The organism is Microbacterium sp. NPDC078428 (genome assembly GCF_044542535.1).
Lineage (GTDB): Bacteria > Actinomycetota > Actinomycetes > Actinomycetales > Microbacteriaceae > Microbacterium > Microbacterium limosum.
This window is the reverse complement of the sequence record NZ_JBITUP010000005.1, coordinates 222,649-238,054: the sequence shown is the minus strand read 5'-3', so window position 1 is coordinate 238,054 and position 15,406 is coordinate 222,649. Positions and strand designations below refer to the sequence as shown.

At 70.7% G+C, this 15,406-nt stretch carries 16 protein-coding genes; 6 read left to right on the top strand and 10 right to left on the bottom strand.

The genetic code is table 11. From position 1 onward, the window contains the following. The first annotated feature begins 98 nt into the window (after window positions 1-98). A complete protein-coding gene (locus ACIGCK_RS11155) occupies window positions 99-584 on the top strand; it encodes a Dps family protein (RefSeq protein ID WP_396666119.1) in 486 nt (161 codons plus the stop codon). A gap of 55 nt (window positions 585-639) precedes the next feature. On the opposite strand, the gene ACIGCK_RS11150 is transcribed toward ACIGCK_RS11155, so the two are convergent. Genes ACIGCK_RS11150 through ACIGCK_RS11130 form a run of 5 tightly spaced genes read right to left on the bottom strand, consistent with a single transcriptional unit; the run spans window position 640 to window position 5,593 of the window. After that, a complete protein-coding gene (locus ACIGCK_RS11150; RefSeq protein WP_396666117.1) occupies window positions 640-2,157 on the bottom strand; it encodes an amidohydrolase in 1,518 nt (505 codons plus the stop codon). Further along, complete coding sequence (locus tag ACIGCK_RS11145; RefSeq protein ID WP_396666116.1) at window positions 2,154-2,798, bottom strand: FMN-binding negative transcriptional regulator; 645 nt, start codon at window positions 2,796-2,798, stop codon at window positions 2,154-2,156. The genes ACIGCK_RS11150 and ACIGCK_RS11145 overlap by 4 nt, the downstream gene beginning before the upstream one ends. Window positions 2,799-2,837: 39 nt before the next feature. Then, window positions 2,838-3,839: an Fpg/Nei family DNA glycosylase gene (locus ACIGCK_RS11140; protein ID WP_396666114.1), complete on the bottom strand. Its 1,002-nt coding sequence runs from the start codon at window positions 3,837-3,839 to the stop codon at window positions 2,838-2,840. Then, on the bottom strand, window positions 3,839-4,375 hold the full coding sequence (locus ACIGCK_RS11135) for a ribose-5-phosphate isomerase (RefSeq protein ID WP_396666112.1): 537 nt from the start codon (window positions 4,373-4,375) through the stop codon (window positions 3,839-3,841). The genes ACIGCK_RS11140 and ACIGCK_RS11135 overlap by 1 nt, the downstream gene beginning before the upstream one ends. A 24-nt stretch (window positions 4,376-4,399) precedes the next feature. Beyond that, complete coding sequence (locus ACIGCK_RS11130; protein ID WP_396666111.1) at window positions 4,400-5,593, bottom strand: ferrochelatase; 1,194 nt, start codon at window positions 5,591-5,593, stop codon at window positions 4,400-4,402. 146 nt (window positions 5,594-5,739) lie between these two features. Here ACIGCK_RS11130 and pepN point away from each other — a divergent pair, with 146 nt between their 5' ends. The 3 genes from pepN to ACIGCK_RS11115 all read left to right on the top strand — a co-directional run bounded on the left by pepN (window position 5,740) and on the right by ACIGCK_RS11115 (window position 9,962). After that, window positions 5,740-8,286, top strand: a complete 2,547-nt coding sequence (pepN, locus tag ACIGCK_RS11125) for an aminopeptidase N (protein ID WP_396666109.1) — start codon at window positions 5,740-5,742, stop codon at window positions 8,284-8,286. Window positions 8,287-8,349: 63 nt separating this feature from the next. Next, window positions 8,350-9,471: a mechanosensitive ion channel family protein gene (locus ACIGCK_RS11120; protein WP_396666108.1), complete on the top strand. Its 1,122-nt coding sequence runs from the start codon at window positions 8,350-8,352 to the stop codon at window positions 9,469-9,471. Continuing rightward, window positions 9,468-9,962 (top strand): globin, encoded by a 495-nt coding sequence (locus ACIGCK_RS11115; RefSeq protein ID WP_396666106.1) that lies wholly within the window; start codon window positions 9,468-9,470, stop codon window positions 9,960-9,962. Before ACIGCK_RS11120 ends, ACIGCK_RS11115 begins: the two co-directional genes overlap by 4 nt. Before the next feature lie 3 nt (window positions 9,963-9,965). Here ACIGCK_RS11115 and ACIGCK_RS11110 read toward each other — a convergent pair whose 3' ends face one another. After that, window positions 9,966-10,643: a hypothetical protein gene (locus tag ACIGCK_RS11110; protein WP_396666104.1), complete on the bottom strand. Its 678-nt coding sequence runs from the start codon at window positions 10,641-10,643 to the stop codon at window positions 9,966-9,968. 52 nt (window positions 10,644-10,695) lie between these two features. On the opposite strand from ACIGCK_RS11110, the gene ACIGCK_RS11105 reads away from it, so the two are divergent. After that, window positions 10,696-11,601, top strand: a complete 906-nt coding sequence (locus tag ACIGCK_RS11105; protein ID WP_396666102.1) for an acyl-CoA thioesterase — start codon at window positions 10,696-10,698, stop codon at window positions 11,599-11,601. A gap of 23 nt (window positions 11,602-11,624) precedes the next feature. On the opposite strand, the gene ACIGCK_RS11100 is transcribed toward ACIGCK_RS11105, so the two are convergent. Genes ACIGCK_RS11100 through ssb form a run of 4 tightly spaced genes read right to left on the bottom strand, consistent with a single transcriptional unit; the run spans window position 11,625 to window position 14,944 of the window. Next, a complete protein-coding gene (locus ACIGCK_RS11100; RefSeq protein ID WP_396666101.1) occupies window positions 11,625-12,116 on the bottom strand; it encodes an acyl-CoA thioesterase in 492 nt (163 codons plus the stop codon). Next, window positions 12,109-13,788, bottom strand: coding sequence for an energy-dependent translational throttle protein EttA (gene ettA / locus ACIGCK_RS11095; protein WP_396666100.1), 1,680 nt, complete (start codon window positions 13,786-13,788; stop codon window positions 12,109-12,111). The genes ACIGCK_RS11100 and ettA overlap by 8 nt, the downstream gene beginning before the upstream one ends. Window positions 13,789-13,835: 47 nt before the next feature. After that, a complete protein-coding gene (locus tag ACIGCK_RS11090; protein ID WP_396666098.1) occupies window positions 13,836-14,339 on the bottom strand; it encodes a DUF6993 domain-containing protein in 504 nt (167 codons plus the stop codon). A gap of 38 nt (window positions 14,340-14,377) precedes the next feature. Further along, window positions 14,378-14,944, bottom strand: a complete 567-nt coding sequence (ssb, locus tag ACIGCK_RS11085) for a single-stranded DNA-binding protein (RefSeq protein WP_396666096.1) — start codon at window positions 14,942-14,944, stop codon at window positions 14,378-14,380. Between the two features lie 202 nt (window positions 14,945-15,146). Here ssb and ACIGCK_RS11080 point away from each other — a divergent pair, with 202 nt between their 5' ends. Then, complete coding sequence (locus tag ACIGCK_RS11080) at window positions 15,147-15,392, top strand: hypothetical protein (protein WP_396666094.1); 246 nt, start codon at window positions 15,147-15,149, stop codon at window positions 15,390-15,392. Window positions 15,393-15,406 lie beyond the last annotated feature (14 nt).

The following is a 15,406-nucleotide window of genomic DNA, read 5'->3' as shown; positions in this document are numbered from 1 at the left end:
TGCGCCGGTTAGCCGAGCCTTCACTTGCTTGCGGAATGTTTCGGACTGAGTACCGTTGGATTCACTGAGCCGCGAGACCCGCGGCGAGAGGGGATGTCATGAGCAACGCAGAGACCGTTTCCACAACCGCCGTCGACCCTTCGGTCGCCGCCGCCTCCGCCCAGTTCCTCTCCCCCGTGGCCCTCGGCCTGCAGGCCCTCGTCGTGAACGGCAAGCAGGCCCACTGGCACGTGCGGGGAGCCAACTTCATCGGTGTCCACGAGTTCCTTGATGTGCTCGTCGAGCACGCGGGAGACTGGGCCGACACCGCCGCCGAGCGGATCGTGGCACTGGGCCTACCGATCGACGCCCGCGTCGCCACCATCGCATCGAAGGTCGCACCCACCGCGGTTCCCGCCGGCTTCACCCGGTCCGACGAGATCGTCCGCGCCGTGATCGCCGACATCGACGCCGTGCTCGCCGACCTGGAGGCGGCCATCGAGGGCCTCGACGAGGTCGACCTCACCAGCCAGGACGTGGCCATCGAGATCAAGCGCGGTCTCGAGAAGGACCGCTGGTTCCTGTTCGCCCACGTCAGCGCGTAGCCGCCCGCGACCTCGAGGCCCCCGACACCGCTCCGCGGTCCGGGGGCTTCGGCGTTCACGCCAGATGCGTGAGGCGGCCCGCGATGAGAGTCGCCGAGACGGACATCGACCGCAGCACCGACTCGTCGGCCGTGCGCGGATCGGCGCCGCACAGCACGAGGTCGGCGGTGGCGCCCGGTTCGATCCGCGCGGCGGCGTCGCCGCTGCCGCCGTGCGTCGAGGCGTCGAGCGCCGTCTGCGGCGACACCGCCTCGTGGGGATGCCACGGCTCGCGACCGTCTCTCGTGCGGTACACCGCTCCGGCGATCGCCGCCCACGGGTCGAGGGGCGAGACGGGCGCGTCCGAGCCGAAGCGCAGCGACGCTCCCGCCGCGGCGAGGGAGCGGAGCGGATACGCGAGGGCCGTCTGCGCAGCCCATTCCCGCTCGGTGATGTCGCGGTCATCGAGGGCGTGCTCCGGCTGCACGCTCGCCGCGACACCCAGCCGCGCGAATCTCGGCAGGTCGGCGTGGGCGACGAGCTGTGCGTGCTCGATGCTGCCCGTCGCGCCCGTGAGGGCGAAGGCGTCGAGGGCGCGGGAGTTCGCGACGTCGCCGATCGCGTGCACGGCGCAGCGCAGGCCCGCGCCGGTGGCGACGGTCATGAGCTCGACGAGCTCGTCCGGCGGAACCGTCAGGACGCCCGTGTTGTGCGGCTCGCCCGGGTACGGGTGCGAGCACGCCGCCGTGCGCGTGCCGAGCGAACCGTCGGTGATCACCTTGAACGGCCCGACCCGCACGAGGTCGCTGCGCTGCCCCCGCACGGTGTCTCCTGTGGAGAGGCCCTCGGCGATGGCGCGTTCGAGGTGGTCGGGGTATGTGCCGAACTCCACCCGCAGCGCGTCGAAACCGCGCGCGAGGCGGCGCGCCCACACATCCTCGTTCCAGGCCATGTCGAGGTCGACGATGCCGACGACGCCGCGGGATGCCGCGGCATCCGCCGCGCGCGCGACGAACGCGTCGGCGACGCCGGGGTTGACGGCGTTCAGCCGCCGGGAGATCTCGAAGGCGGGCTGTTCGCGAAGGACCCCGTCGCGAGCGTGCTCGAACCCCTCTCGGCGCAGCGCCGCGGAGTTGAGCCACACGCTGTGCACGTCGGCGTTGATGAGATACGTGGGCACCTCGCCCGTCGCGGCGTCGAGGAGCTCGAGATCGGGGCGGTCGGGCCAGAGGGCATCGCGGTAGCCGGTGCCGATCCGACGGCCGTCGTCGGCGACACCGCGGACGACGAGCGCCGCCCCCATGATCGCCGCGGCCTCCGCGGCCGTGGCGGCGCCGCCGAGGTCGACGCGCTGGGCGGCGAGCGCCCACTGGACGGTGTGGACGTGGTGGTCCCACAGACCCGGCAGGAGCCAGCGACCGGCAGCGTCGAGCACCGCACCGCCGAGGCGCAGCGCACCCGCGGGGGCGATGTCGGCGATCCGGCCTCCCGCGATCACGATGTCGTGCGGCTCGTCGTCGCCGCCGGGCAGGGGCACGCCCGACGACACGATGCGCGCGTTCCTGATCGCCGAGACGACCTCGCCCCGGTTCACGGTGCCTCCGGCATCCGGCGCGCATCGAGCGCCCGGCGCATCTCGGCGGCCAGGGCGGGCTGCGCCGCGGGACCGTCGCCCGAGAGCTCGGCGATGATCGTCTCGACGACCTCGCTCGAGCGGTTCTGGCTGAGCTTGCGCTTGGCCACGACGCGCGAGGGCGTGAGGCGGAATCCGGTGGTGCCGCGCTCGAGGCGCTCCACGAATGCCTCGTCGTTCGGCGCCTGCCACATCGGACGCGGTTGCGGCATCCTGCTCTCGAATCGATCGACGAGCCTGTCGAGCACCGCGAGGTTCTCGGCCGTGCTGAGCAGCTCGGGCACACCGGAGAGGTGCGCCGAGACGAAGTTCCAGGTCGGCACGGCCGGCACGTCTCCGTACCACCCGGGAGAGATGTAGCCGTGCGGACCCTGGACGATCACCATCAGCTCCCGCTCCCCCAGGCCGTGGATGAGGTCGTCCGGCTTCCCGACATGACCGACGATCGTGAGGTCGTCCCTCTGGTCGTCCAGCAGCACGGCGTAGTGCGATGCGACGAGCCCCTCGTCGGTGTGGCTGACGAGGGTCGCCCAGGGATTGAGGTCGACGAGACGGCGCAGCTCACCGATGTCGGTCAGCGCGAAAGAGGGATTCTGGCGCACCGTGTCAGCCTACGAGCCCCTTGCCGCCGAGTCGTGACGTCATCGCTGACAGACGGGACACCAGTAGAGCTTGCGTGCGCCCATCTCCTCGAGCACGATCTCGGTGCCGCAGACGCGGCACGGCAGGCCGGCGCGGTGGTACACCCAGTGCCGGTCATCGCGGTGCGCCATGGCACACCGGTAGGCGTCGGGGTCGAGGTCGTCCATCGTCATCATCTGGCCGGTCTCGACACCGATGGACAGCAGCCGCACCCAGTCGCGCCACAGGCCCCGCACGAGCTCCTCCGGCACGTCACGACCCGGCGTGTGCGGATCGAGGTTCGCCCGGAAGAGCATCTCGGCACGGTAGACGTTGCCGATGCCGCTGACGACCGCCTGGTCCATGAGGAGGAGACCGATGGGGGTGGCCCTCTTCCGCACCGAGGCGACGAAGCGCTCCTCGCCCTCGGCCGCGTCGTCCACGAGGGGATCCGGACCGAGCTTCGCGATCGTCGCGGCGACCTCGTCGGGATCCTGGATCTGGCACGCCGTCGGCCCACGCAGGTCGGCGCACGTGATATCCGTCATGAGCCGCAGGCGCACCTGCCCCACGACCGGCGGCGGCCATTGGTCGTCCTCCTCGGCCAGTCCCGTCGTCTGCTCCGACATCCGCACGTGCACACGGGTCCGCCGGGGGGCACCGATCGACGTCAGGGAGTTCTCCCCCGCCGCATCGAACACTGGGTCGCCCTCGAGGTCGGTGCCGCGCTGATTCGTCTGCCCCATGCGCCCGTTGGCGGAGGCGATCGTGGGATCGACGAGGATCTCCCCCGCGAAATCCCACGCCCCGTACATGCCCAGATGCACGCGGAGCCACAGGTCGCCCTCGAACTCGAGGAACATCTGCTTGCCGACGGCCCGCACGGATGCCGCGGCGCGGCCGTCGATCAGCGAAGCGCCCTCGACGAAGCGGCCCTGCGGGCTCGATGCCATCACCCGGCGACCGACGTAGTTGCGGTCGAACTGGCGCGCGATCCGGTGGACGGAATGCCCTTCGGGCATCAGCCTGCCTCGGGGTCGAGCCGGTCGGACGCCTCACCGCCGACCGGAACACCGGCGCGAGGGTCGGGAAGCAGCGAGCCGTCCACCTCGTACGCCGCCACCTGGGCGATGCGCCGGGCGTGGCGCTCCTCGTTCGAGAAGGGCGTCGCGATGAACGTGTCGATGAACGAGGCTGCCTCCTCGAACGTGTGCTGCCGAGCGCCGATGGCGATGACGTTCGCATCGTTGTGCTCGCGGGCGAGCTCGGCGGTCGCGATGCTCCACGCCAGTGCCGCACGCACGCCCTGCACCTTGTTGGCCGCGATCTGCTCGCCGTTGCCGGAGCCGCCGAACACGACGCCGAGGGCCTCGACCCCGTCCGCGCGGTCGCGCACGACGGCCTGCGCGGCGCGGATGCAGAACGCGGGGTAGTCGTCGACGGGGTCGTACTCGAGCGGACCGTGGTCGACGACATCGTGGCCCTGGTCGCTCAGGTGGTGCTGCAGGCGCGTGGAGAACTCCAGGCCCGCGTGATCGGTGGCGATGTGGATGCGCATGGCTCTCATCCTAGGGATCGGGCGTCAGGGCGCGATGCCGGCCGCGGCGGGCTTGAATCCCGCGCGGACGTTCTCGCAGCATCCGGGACGGCACACGTCGAACCAGGGCCCGAGGGGCGTCTCGTGGGGCCGGTCGGCTGCCCGCGTCCCCCGAAGGCGCTCCTCGATGAGATCGACGAGACCCGCGACGTATGCGGGGTCCACGCCGGGCGTGGGCGTGCGCACGGCGCGCAGCCCCGCCTCCTCCGCCGCCTCCATCGCCTCGGTGTCGAGGTCCCACTTGACCTCCATGTGGTCGCTGACGAACCCGAGCGGAACGATCACCACCGCCTCCACCCCGCGCGAGGGCAGCTCCTCGATCACGTCGCATACGTCGGGTTCGAGCCACGGCTGGCTGGGCGGGCCCGAACGGGACTGGTAGACCAGCTCCCAGCCAAGGGTCGCCGCGGCGGGGATCTCGGCCGCGACGCGCTCCATCACACGCGCGCCGACCGCGAGGTGCTGGGCGGCATACGCGCCCCCCTCACCCCAGTCGACATCGCGGGGCCCCGACCGACGGGCGTCGTCGATGGGCACGCTGTGGGTGGAGAACAGCACCCGGATGGCGTCGGCGGGCACGCCGTCGTCGAGGAAACCGGCCACCGCATCGCGCACACCCGTGAAGAACGGCTCGACGAAACCGGGGTGGTCGAAGAACTGACGCACCTTGTCGATCGTGACGGTGCCGCCGAGCTGCGTCTCATCGAGCACGCGTGCGAAATCCTCGCGGTACTGGCGGCAGCTCGAGAAGGAGCTGTACGCGCTCGTGGCCACCGCGAGGAGACGGGTGTGACCCGCGTCGGCGGCGTCGCGCACGGCTTCGTCGAGGTAGGGGCCCCAGTTGCGGTTGCCCCAATAGACCGGCAGGCCCAGGTCGCGCCGGGCGATCTCCGCCTCCAGGGCTGCCTTCAGCTCGCGGTTCTGGGCGTTGATGGGGCTGATGCCGCCGAAATGACGGTAGTGGTGCGCCACCTCTTCCAGGCGCTCGTCGGGGATGCCGCGACCGCGGGTGACGTTGCGCAGGAAGGGGATGACGTCGTCCTGCCCTTCGGGGCCGCCGAAACTGGCGAGCAGGATCGCGTCGTAGGCGACGGGGGTCTCGACATGAGGACGACCCGACGCCGCCTCCGGGGAGGCGTGGAGGACGACGGGCTCGGAGGGAGCAGGCTCGGTGTGCACGGCTCAATCCTGCCATTCGCCGGGGCCCGCGGATCCGCGCGGGCGGGCGTAGGCTGAAGCGGTTGCCGCCGGCGCCAGCAGCGCCGTGGCACGGCATCCGCTCGGCGCCACGGCGCCTCAACCCCACACCCCACGGGAGCATCGCAGTGCCTGGAGAGAATCTGACCCGCATCGAGGCGCAGGAGCGCCGCGCCGTCGTCGAGACGCACTCGTACGAGGTCGAGCTCGACCTCACACGGGGCGCCGAAGTCTTCGGATCCCGGACGCTCGTGCGATTCGGCGGCACCGCCGGGGCGTCGACCTTCATCGACCTCATCGCGCGCGATGTGCGGGAGATCACCTTGAACGGCCGCAGCATCGACCCGTCGACGGCGTTCGCCGATTCGCGGATCGCACTCGACGGGCTGGAGGTCGAGAACGAACTGGTCGTCGACGCGGACTGCGTCTACACCAACACCGGCGAGGGTCTGCACCGCTTCGTAGACCCCGCCGACGGCGAGGTCTACCTCTACTCCCAGTTCGAGGTGCCCGACTCGCGACGCATGTACGCGGTCTTCGAGCAGCCCGACCTGAAGGCGGAGTTCCGCTTCACGGTGCGCGCCCCCGAGGCATGGAAAGTCGTCTCCAACTCCCCCACGCCGGAGCCCTCGCCCCGCGGCGACGGCTCGGCCGTGTGGGCCTTCGAGCCCACGCCCCGCATCTCCTCCTACATCACGGCGCTCATCGCCGGCCCCTACGAGTCGACGTTCTCCGAGCTCACGAGCGCGTCGGGTCGCGTCATCCCGCTGGGCGTGTACGGCCGCAAGAGCCTGTGGCAGCACCTGGACGCCGACTACATCTTCGACAAGACGCGCCAGGGCTTCGCCTACTACGAGGAGAAGTTCGACTACCCGTACCCGTTCGCCAAGTACGACCAGCTCTTCGTGCCCGAGTTCAACGCGGGAGCCATGGAGAACGCGGGCGCGGTCACGTTCACCGAGACCTACGTCTTCCGCAGCAAGGTCACCGACGCGGTCAAGGAGCGCCGCGTCGTGACGATCCTGCACGAGCTGGCCCACATGTGGTTCGGCGACCTCGTCACCATGAAGTGGTGGAACGACCTGTGGCTGAACGAGTCGTTCGCCGAGTGGGCATCGACGATCGCGACCGCCGAGGCCACCGAGTGGACTGCCGCCTGGACCACCTTCAACGCGATGGAGAAGACCTGGGCCTACCGTCAGGACCAGCTGCCCTCCACCCACCCCGTCGTGGCCGAGATCAACGACCTCGAGGACGTGCAGGTCAACTTCGACGGCATCACCTACGCCAAGGGCGGATCCGTGCTCAAGCAGCTCGCCGCCTGGGTCGGCATCGAGCAGTTCTTCGCCGGTGTCGCGGCCTACTTCGCCCGGCACGAGTGGAGCAACACCGAGCTGCCCGACCTCCTGCGCGAGCTCGAGGCCACGAGCGGCCGCGACCTGTCGCAGTGGTCCAAGAAGTGGCTCGAGACCGCCGGTGTGAACACGCTGTCGCCGCTCATCGAGGAATCCGCCGACGGCACCATCTCGCGCTTCGCCGTGGTGCAGACCGCGCCCGCCGACTACCCGACGATCCGCCCGCACCGCCTCGGGATCGGCTTCTACAGCGTTCGCGACGGCGCGCTCACGCGGGTCCACCACCTCGAGCTGGACGTCGACGGCGACCGCACCGACGTGCCCGACCTCAAGGGCCTCGCGCGCCCCGACCTCGTGCTGCTCAACGACGACGACCTCGCCTACGCGAAGATCCGTCTCGACGACCGCTCCCTCGCCACCGCCATCGCCCACCTCGCCGAGATCAGCGACCCGCTGGCGCGCTCGCTCGTGTGGGGCGCCGCGTGGGACCAGACGCGGGATGCCGAGGCATCCGCCACCGACTACATCGATCTCGTCCTGCGCAACATCGGTGCCGAGACCGAGTCGACCACGGTGCGGACGACGCTGGCCCAGCTGCAGCTCACCGCCAACGCCTACGTCGCGCCCGAGCGCCGCGAACAGTCCCGGATCCACGTGGCCGAGGGGCTGTGGTCGCTCGCCCAGGAGGCCGAGGCCGGCAGCGACAACCAGCTGCAGTTCGTCACGGCGTTCGCGCAGTCCGCCGCGACGGCCGAGCAGTGGGAGCGGGTGCGCGCGATCCGCGACGGCGAGAGCGCGCTGCCCGGACTGGCTGTCGACACCGACCTCTCCTGGCAGCTGCTCATCTCGCTCGCCGCCGGCGGCATCGCGACGTCCGCGCAGATCGACGAGGCCCTCGCAGCCGACAACACCGCGAAGGGCGGCGAGTTCGCGGCGCAGGCGAAGGCCGCCCTGCCCTACCGCGAGACCAAGCGCGCGGCGTGGGACGGCCTGGTCGACAGGGCCGACCAGCCGAACACGATCGTCCGCTCGGCGGCGGCGGGCTTCGTGCACCCCGCCACCTCGCACCTGCTCGAGGAGTTCGTGCCGGCGTACTTCGACATGCTGCTTCCGGTCTGGGGGTCCCGCAGCTACCAGATCGCGCAGTACCTGATCGTCGGGCTGTACCCGGCGCCCCTGGCGAACGCCGCCCTCCGGGACGCGACCCGTGCGTGGCTCGCGGATCACACCGATGCCCCCGCGGCGCTGCGCCGGCTCGTGAACGAGAACCTCGCCGGCGTCGAGCGCGCCCTCTCGGTGCAGGAGCGCGACGCGCAATGATCGCCACGGATGCCTCGGCCCCGCACAGCGGGTGCCGAGGCATCCGTGTCTAGGATCGGGACGATGATCGAGTTCATGGCCGCCGCCGAGGGCGTCACCGACCCCGAGTGGTGGACGGAATTCCTCGCGCGCCTCGGCATCGCGGGCTTCCGCATCATCAACGCCGTCCTCATCGTCATCGGCGCCCTGCTGCTGTCGTGGATCCTCCGCATCGTCATCCGACGTGTCGTCGACCGAGTCGTGAACGGGGCCAAGAGCAAGGCCAACGTCGATGACACCCGTGCTCTCGAGAGGTCGCCGCTCGCGGCGGTGCGCCTCGTGCAGCGCACCCGCACGCTCGGCTCGATCCTGCAGAACATCGTCAACGTCGCCGTCGGGATCGTCGCGATCGTCCTGGTCATCAACGCGATCGCCCCCAACGCGCTCGGCTCGCTCGCCCTGCTGACGGCGGCCATCGGCGCGGGGCTCGGCTTCGGCGCCCAGAACATCGTGAAGGACGTGCTCAACGGCATCTTCATCGTCGCCGAGGACCAGGTGGGCATCGGCGACGTCGTCGATCTGGGGCTCGCGACCGGGGTCGTGGAGTACGTGAGCGTGCGCATCACGCACGTGCGCGACGTCAACGGCACGCTCTGGTACGTGCGCAACGGCGAGATCACCCGCATCGGCAACATGTCCCAGGGGTGGTCGCGCGTGATCATCGACCTGGCCGTGCCCGTCGACGCCGATATCGATCAGGTCGAATCGGCCATGCTGGATGCCGCGAAAGCGCTCGCGAAGGATCCGAAGTGGCGCACGCGGGTCATCGAGCAGCCGGAGGTGTGGGGCCTGGAGTCCGTCTCCGGCGACGCGCTCGTCATCCGGCTCGTCATCAAGACCCGGGCGAACGCGAAGGACGACGTCGCCCGCGAGCTGCGCGTTCGGCTCAAGCGCGCGATCGACGCGATGGGCCTCACGCTCCCCCAGCTCAACTCCATCGTCCTGACGGGCCTCGAAGGCGCGCAGCGGGTGCGAGGCGCCAATCCGCCCAAGACGAAGCCGACTCCGGTTGCCGTCGCCGAACAGCGGCCGGTCTGGCGCCCCAAGCGCACCCCTCGCCCGCGCGACGGCGACACAGGATCGGCGCCGTCGGACGACGCCGTGCGGGACGACACCGGCAGCACCGACACCGAGGAGAAGCCGTGACCGACACGCCCGATGCACCGCTCGCCTTCTACGACGAGATCGGCGGGCACGACACGTTCGTGCGGCTCGTCGACGAGTTCTACCGGGGGGTCGCGGAGGACGACGTCCTCCGTCCGATGTATCCGGAGGAGGACCTCGGTCCCGCCGCGGAGCGGCTCACCCTGTTCCTCGAGCAATACTGGGGCGGGCCCACGACGTACGGTCAGCGGCGCGGCCACCCGCGGCTGCGGATGCGGCATGCCCCCTTCCACGTCAACCCCGACGCGCGCGACCGCTGGCTCGCGCACATGCGCCGGGCAGTGGACTCCCTCGAGCTGCCGCCGCTCCACGAGGCGACCCTCTGGGATTACCTGCACCGTGCCGCCCTGGCGATGGTGAACACCTTCGAGTCGACGCCCATCGGGCCCTCGGCGACGGGTCGCACGGAGCTGGGCGCGACAGCCGCCCCCGGCCCGAGGCGCGGCGCAGGCGAGCTGCCGCGCGCCGATTGAGCGTCAGTCGCGCGCGTCGCCCGTCCTGCGCACGGCCGTGAGCCCCGAGCGGGCGGGGCCTCGCACGAGGATGTGACCGCGCGAGAGCGTCAGCCGCGACCAGGCCGCGGCGACGCGCGACTGCGCCTCCTCCTCGCCGGCGATGAATCCCATCGCGAACGCCGCGAAGGCCGCGCCGAGCGGGAGCCCGCCGATCGCCTCGTCGGCCGCACCCCAGACGGAGGCACGCACGGTGCGCACGATGTCCTCCCCCGGGTCGGCCGGCATCGCCTCCGCGACGGCCTGGATGCCCCACTGCGCACGCGCCGCGAGCGTCGCCGCCGCGACGGGTTCCCGCAGCTGCCATCCCCCACGGGGCGGCGAGACCCCCGCCCACGAGGGTGCGAGGGCGGTCTCGGGGAGGAGGAGGGCAGACGCGTCGCCCTCGTCCGCTCGGAGGCTGCTCGCCTCCACGACCAGATCGCACTGCAGCTCGGGATCGACCGGCGACACCCGCATCGCCAGGACGGTCGGGGTGGTGTCGAAGAGACCGCGCGGCGCGAGCGGCGCGGACGTCACCACGAGGGTTCCGCCGGTGGCGCGGAGGCGGACGGCGCCGTCGCCCAGCCGCGCCGCGCGGCCCGCGAAGGTGAGCACGTCGGCGGCCGCGGCGCGCTCGGGGAAGATCAGGCGGGGAGGCATCCGACCTAGACTATTCCAGCGACGCCGGCGCTCCGGCGATGGAGGGTGCACGATGCCGGATGCCGAGAACACCGAGACCGATCACGTCCGCGAGGACCCGGTGGGTGCCATGCTCGGGGTTCTCGACCTCTCGACCGGCGTCGCGCGGACCACGGAGGACATCTTCACCGGCCGATCGCAGCACATGCCGCTCGGACGGGTGTACGGAGGGCAAGTCCTCGCCCAGTCGGTCGTCGCGGCGCAGCGCACCATTTCGCCCGAACGCACGGTGCACTCGATGCACGGCTACTTCCTCCGGCCGGGCGATGCGACCAAGGGCATCACGTTCTCGGTTGACCGCATCCACGACGGGCGATCCTTCGCCACGCGCCGCACCCAGGCGTTCCAAGACGGCGTCCCCATCTTCTCGATGATCGCCTCGTTCCAGGACGAGGATCCCGGCGTCGAGCACCAGGAGCCCATGCCCGAAGGTCTTCCCGCTCCGGAGGACATCCCCGACGTCGACGAGATGACGGGTGACGTGAACCCGATCTCGCGGCGGATGTTCTCGGAGCAACCGATCGAGCTGCGACACATCCCGTCGCCGATCTACGTGTCGGCGGGCGAGGAGCGGCAGCCGCGCCAGGCGGTGTGGATGCGCACGCGACGGCCGATCGGCGACGACGCGGGCCTGCACCGGGCGGTGATGGCCTACCTCAGCGACATGACGATCCAGGAGTCGATCCTCCGCGCGCACGGCATCGCCTGGGTCACGCCGGGCCTGAGGGTGGCGAGCCTGGATCACGCGATGTGGTGGCACCGCCCCGCCCGGGTGGACGAGTGGCTCCTCTACGTGCAGCACTCGCCGAACGCCCGCGGCGGCCGAGGGCTGGCCACGGGCCGCATCTACACGCGTGACGGCGTGCTCGTCGCGAGCGTCGCGCAGGAGATCATGGTGCGGGTGCCGAGCGGCGACTGAGCCGGCGCGCGGCGACGGCAGCCTCAGCGACGGCGGCCGTAGACGATCGGCTCGCCCACGTAGGGCCCCCACGCGCCGCGCTGCTCGTCGTCGATGCGGCGCGGACGACCGGTCGCGGCATCCACCATCACGACGATCGCGGTCGAGCGGGCGTAGAGCTCCTGCTCCGCGTCGGCGGCGGGGCTGAAGACCTCGTAGCAGACCTCCATGCTCGAGCCGCCGAGGGATCCGAACCACATCTGCACGTCCAGCGGCTGACGCTGATAAGGCACCGGTCGCAGGTACTCGATCTCCTGCCGCGCGATGAGGGTGAGCACGCCGTGCTCCACGCCGGAGTCGAGGACGGCCGTCGGCGGGCCCTCCTCCCCCGCACCGGGTCGCCAGAACGCGCGGACGCGCGCCTCCTCGAGCAGCTTGAGCATCGAGGTGTTGTTGACGTGGTTGAACGCGTCGAGATCGCCCCAGCGGAGGTGGATCGGAACGTGCAGCCGCACGGGAGGGGAACTCTCAGTCACGCGTGAGCTTGCGGTACGTCGAGCTCGAACGGTTGAGGGCGTCCGGACCCAGTCGCTCGAGCTTGTTCTGCTCGTACGCCTCGAAGTTGCCCTCGAACCAGTACCAGGCGTCGGGCGTGTCGTCGGTGCCTTCGTAGGCGAGGATGTGGGTCGCGATGCGGTCGAGGAACCACCGGTCGTGCGTGATGACCACTGCACAGCCCGGGAACTCCAGCAGGGCGTTCTCGAGCGACTGCAGCGTCTCGACGTCCAGGTCGTTCGTGGGCTCGTCGAGCAGCAGCAGGTTGCCGCCCTCCTTGAGCGTGAGCGCCAGGTTCAGCCGGTTGCGCTCACCGCCGGAGAGCACACCCGCCTTCTTCTGCTGATCGGGGCCTTTGAAGCCGAACTTCGAGACGTAGGCGCGCGAGGGGATCTCGGTCTTGCCCACCGTGATGATGTCGAGCCCGTCGGAGACGACCTCCCACAGCGACTTGCTGGGGTCGATGTTCGAGCGGCTCTGGTCGACGTAGCTGATCTGCACCGTCTCGCCGATCTTCAGGTCGCCGCCATCGAGCGGTTCCAGGCCGACGATCGACTTGAACAGCGTCGTCTTTCCGACGCCGTTGGGGCCGATGACCCCGACGATGCCGTTGGGCGGCAGGCTGAAGCTCAGGCCGTTGATGAGCGAGCGGTCGCCGAAGCCCTTCTGCAGCTTCTTCGCCTCGATGACGATGCTGCCCAGGCGCGGGCCGGGCGGGATCTGGATCTCCTCGAAGTCGAGCCTGCGGGTTCGCTCGGCCTCGGCCGCCATCTCCTCGTAGCGCGCGAGGCGGGCCTTCGACTTCGCCTGGCGGCCCTTCGTGTTGGAGCGCACCCATTCGAGTTCATCCTTGAGGCGCTTGGCGAGCTTGGCGTCCTTCTTGCCCTGAACGTCGAGGCGCTCGGCCTTCTTCTCCAGGTAGGTGGAGTAGTTGCCCTCGTAGCCGATGAGGCGTCCGCGGTCGACCTCGGCGATCCACTCCGCGACGTTGTCGAGGAAGTACCGGTCGTGGGTGATCGCGATGACGGCACCGGCGTACTTCTGCAGGTGCTGTTCGAGCCAGAGCACGCTCTCGGCATCGAGGTGGTTGGTGGGCTCGTCGAGAAGAAGGAGGTCGGGTTTCTGCAGGAGCAGCTTCGTGAGCGCGACGCGGCGCTTCTCTCCACCGGAGAGCGGGGCGACCTCGGCGTCGGCGGGCGGGGTGCGCAGCGCGTTCATCGCCTGCTCGAGCTGCGAGTCCAGGTCCCACGCGTCGGCCGCGTCGATCTCCTCCTGGAGGGTGCCCATCTCGGCGAGCAGGGTGTCGAAGTCGGCGTCCGGATCGCTCATGAGCGCGGAGATCTCGTTGAAGCGGTCGAGCTTCGCCTTGATTGCGACGCCCTCCTCGATGTTCTCCAGCACCGTCTTGCTCTCATCGAGTTCGGGCTCCTGCATGAGGATGCCGACGGTGAACCCCGGGCTGAGCTTCGCCTCGCCGTTGGAGGGCTGGTCGATGCCGGCCATGATCTTCAGGATCGTCGACTTGCCGGCGCCGTTGGGCCCGACCATGCCGATCTTCGCCCCGGGCAGGAACGACATCGTGACGTCGTCGAGGATCAGCTTCTCGCCCACAGCTTTGCGGGCACGGACCATCTGATAGATGTACTCAGCCATAACCGCTCCAGTCTACGGGCGCGCGACGGCCAGACCCGCCGCGGTGCTCACCAGTCGATGGTGCGGGTGTCGCCCACGAGGCACCGATCGCCCTCGATGACCGGGAGGACCACCGCAACGGGGTCGCCGGTCTCCGGACCGACCTGGCCGATCAGGCACTCCTCGTTCCATCGCACGGAGAATTGCAGACTCTCCACGGGATTGCCCAGCGTCGTCTCGTCGTCGGTCACCTGCATCGCGGCCTTGTCGAACCCGGCCGCGGCGAGCGCGTCGACGTACGCGCGACCCGCCACTCCGGCACCCGAGTCCCACACCGCCTGCACGGTCTGGGCGAAGAACGGCAGGTTCGCGGCGGCGTCGCCGTCGGGCTGCAGTGCGGGCGCCTCCGGAGTGGGCGTCGGCTGCGGCGCCGCGGGCGTGGACACCGAAGGCGTCGGCGTCGGCGTCGGCGCGGGCTCCCCCGCACATGCCACGAGCGCGACCGTCGCGAGCGTGAGAGCCGCGAATGTGCGCCCCGCGCGCCCCATCGGGGAGAGCGGGGAGACAGTCACCCTGCGAGTCTATGCGCGCCCGCCGCGCGGGCAGCGTCTCAGAACGGCACGGGGGCGCTCGCCCAGTCGCGCGCGGGCGGCGTGGCCTCCGATTCCTCGGCGGTGTCGCCCCCCGTGGCCCGCGGAACCGCCTCGGCGGCCTCACCGCCCGTCGCCCAGGTCTCCGGCGCGCCAGCGGGCGGCGCCGCCGGATCGGTGCCGCCCCATCCGTCTACGCCCGACGCCCCGGCATCGGCCGTCGACGCACGCTGCGTCGACGGGTGGAACGCCGCGGTGCCCCACAGCAGGTCGGGACCGAGCGCCTCCGCGTCGATCTCCGGGGCCGTTCCCCGTCGATCTCCGTTCTCCCAGCGCCGGAGCCTCAGGCGCCCCGACACGATGACCCGCTGACCGGTCGAGAGCGAGTCCCGGGCGTTGAGTGCCAATGCCCGGAACGCGGACACCGTGTACCAGTTCGTCGCCGTCTCGACCCATGCGCCGGTGGCGCGGTCGAGCCGTCGCTGGGAGCTGGCCAGCGAGAACGACGTGATCGGGAGTCCTGCGGGAGTCATGACGTGGCGGATGTCTCCGACGACGTTTCCCACGACGGTGATGTGATCGCTCATTTGCGCCTGTCCTTCCCGGCCGGCCCCTCCGGCCGTGTGGCATCGCGCCACTCGACCCAGGATGCGCGGGGGGCGCGAGCGGCGGCGCGTCGATCCTCGTCGTCGGGGATTCCGCGCGCCGTGGCGGAGGTGGGGAGGAGCATCCTCGAACGCGAACGGCGATGTCGGAGGCCCGGCCTACGTTCGTGGCGCAGGAGGAGACATGACAACGACAGCGATTCTCGGACGGCCCCGGGCTCCGCACGGGGCAGACCTCGTTCCCGCCGGGCCCTCCCTGTGGCGGGTGCGGGACAGGACCGGCCTCATCGTCGGCCACATCGAATCGTGCGCGGATGCACGCGGTGTCCGCTACAGCGCGAAGCGCTTCCACGCGCCGTCGCGCGCGTTCCGTTCGCTCGGCGAATTCTGGTCCGCCGACGAGGCGATCCGGGTCCTGCTCGATCGCTGAGCGGACGCGGCGCG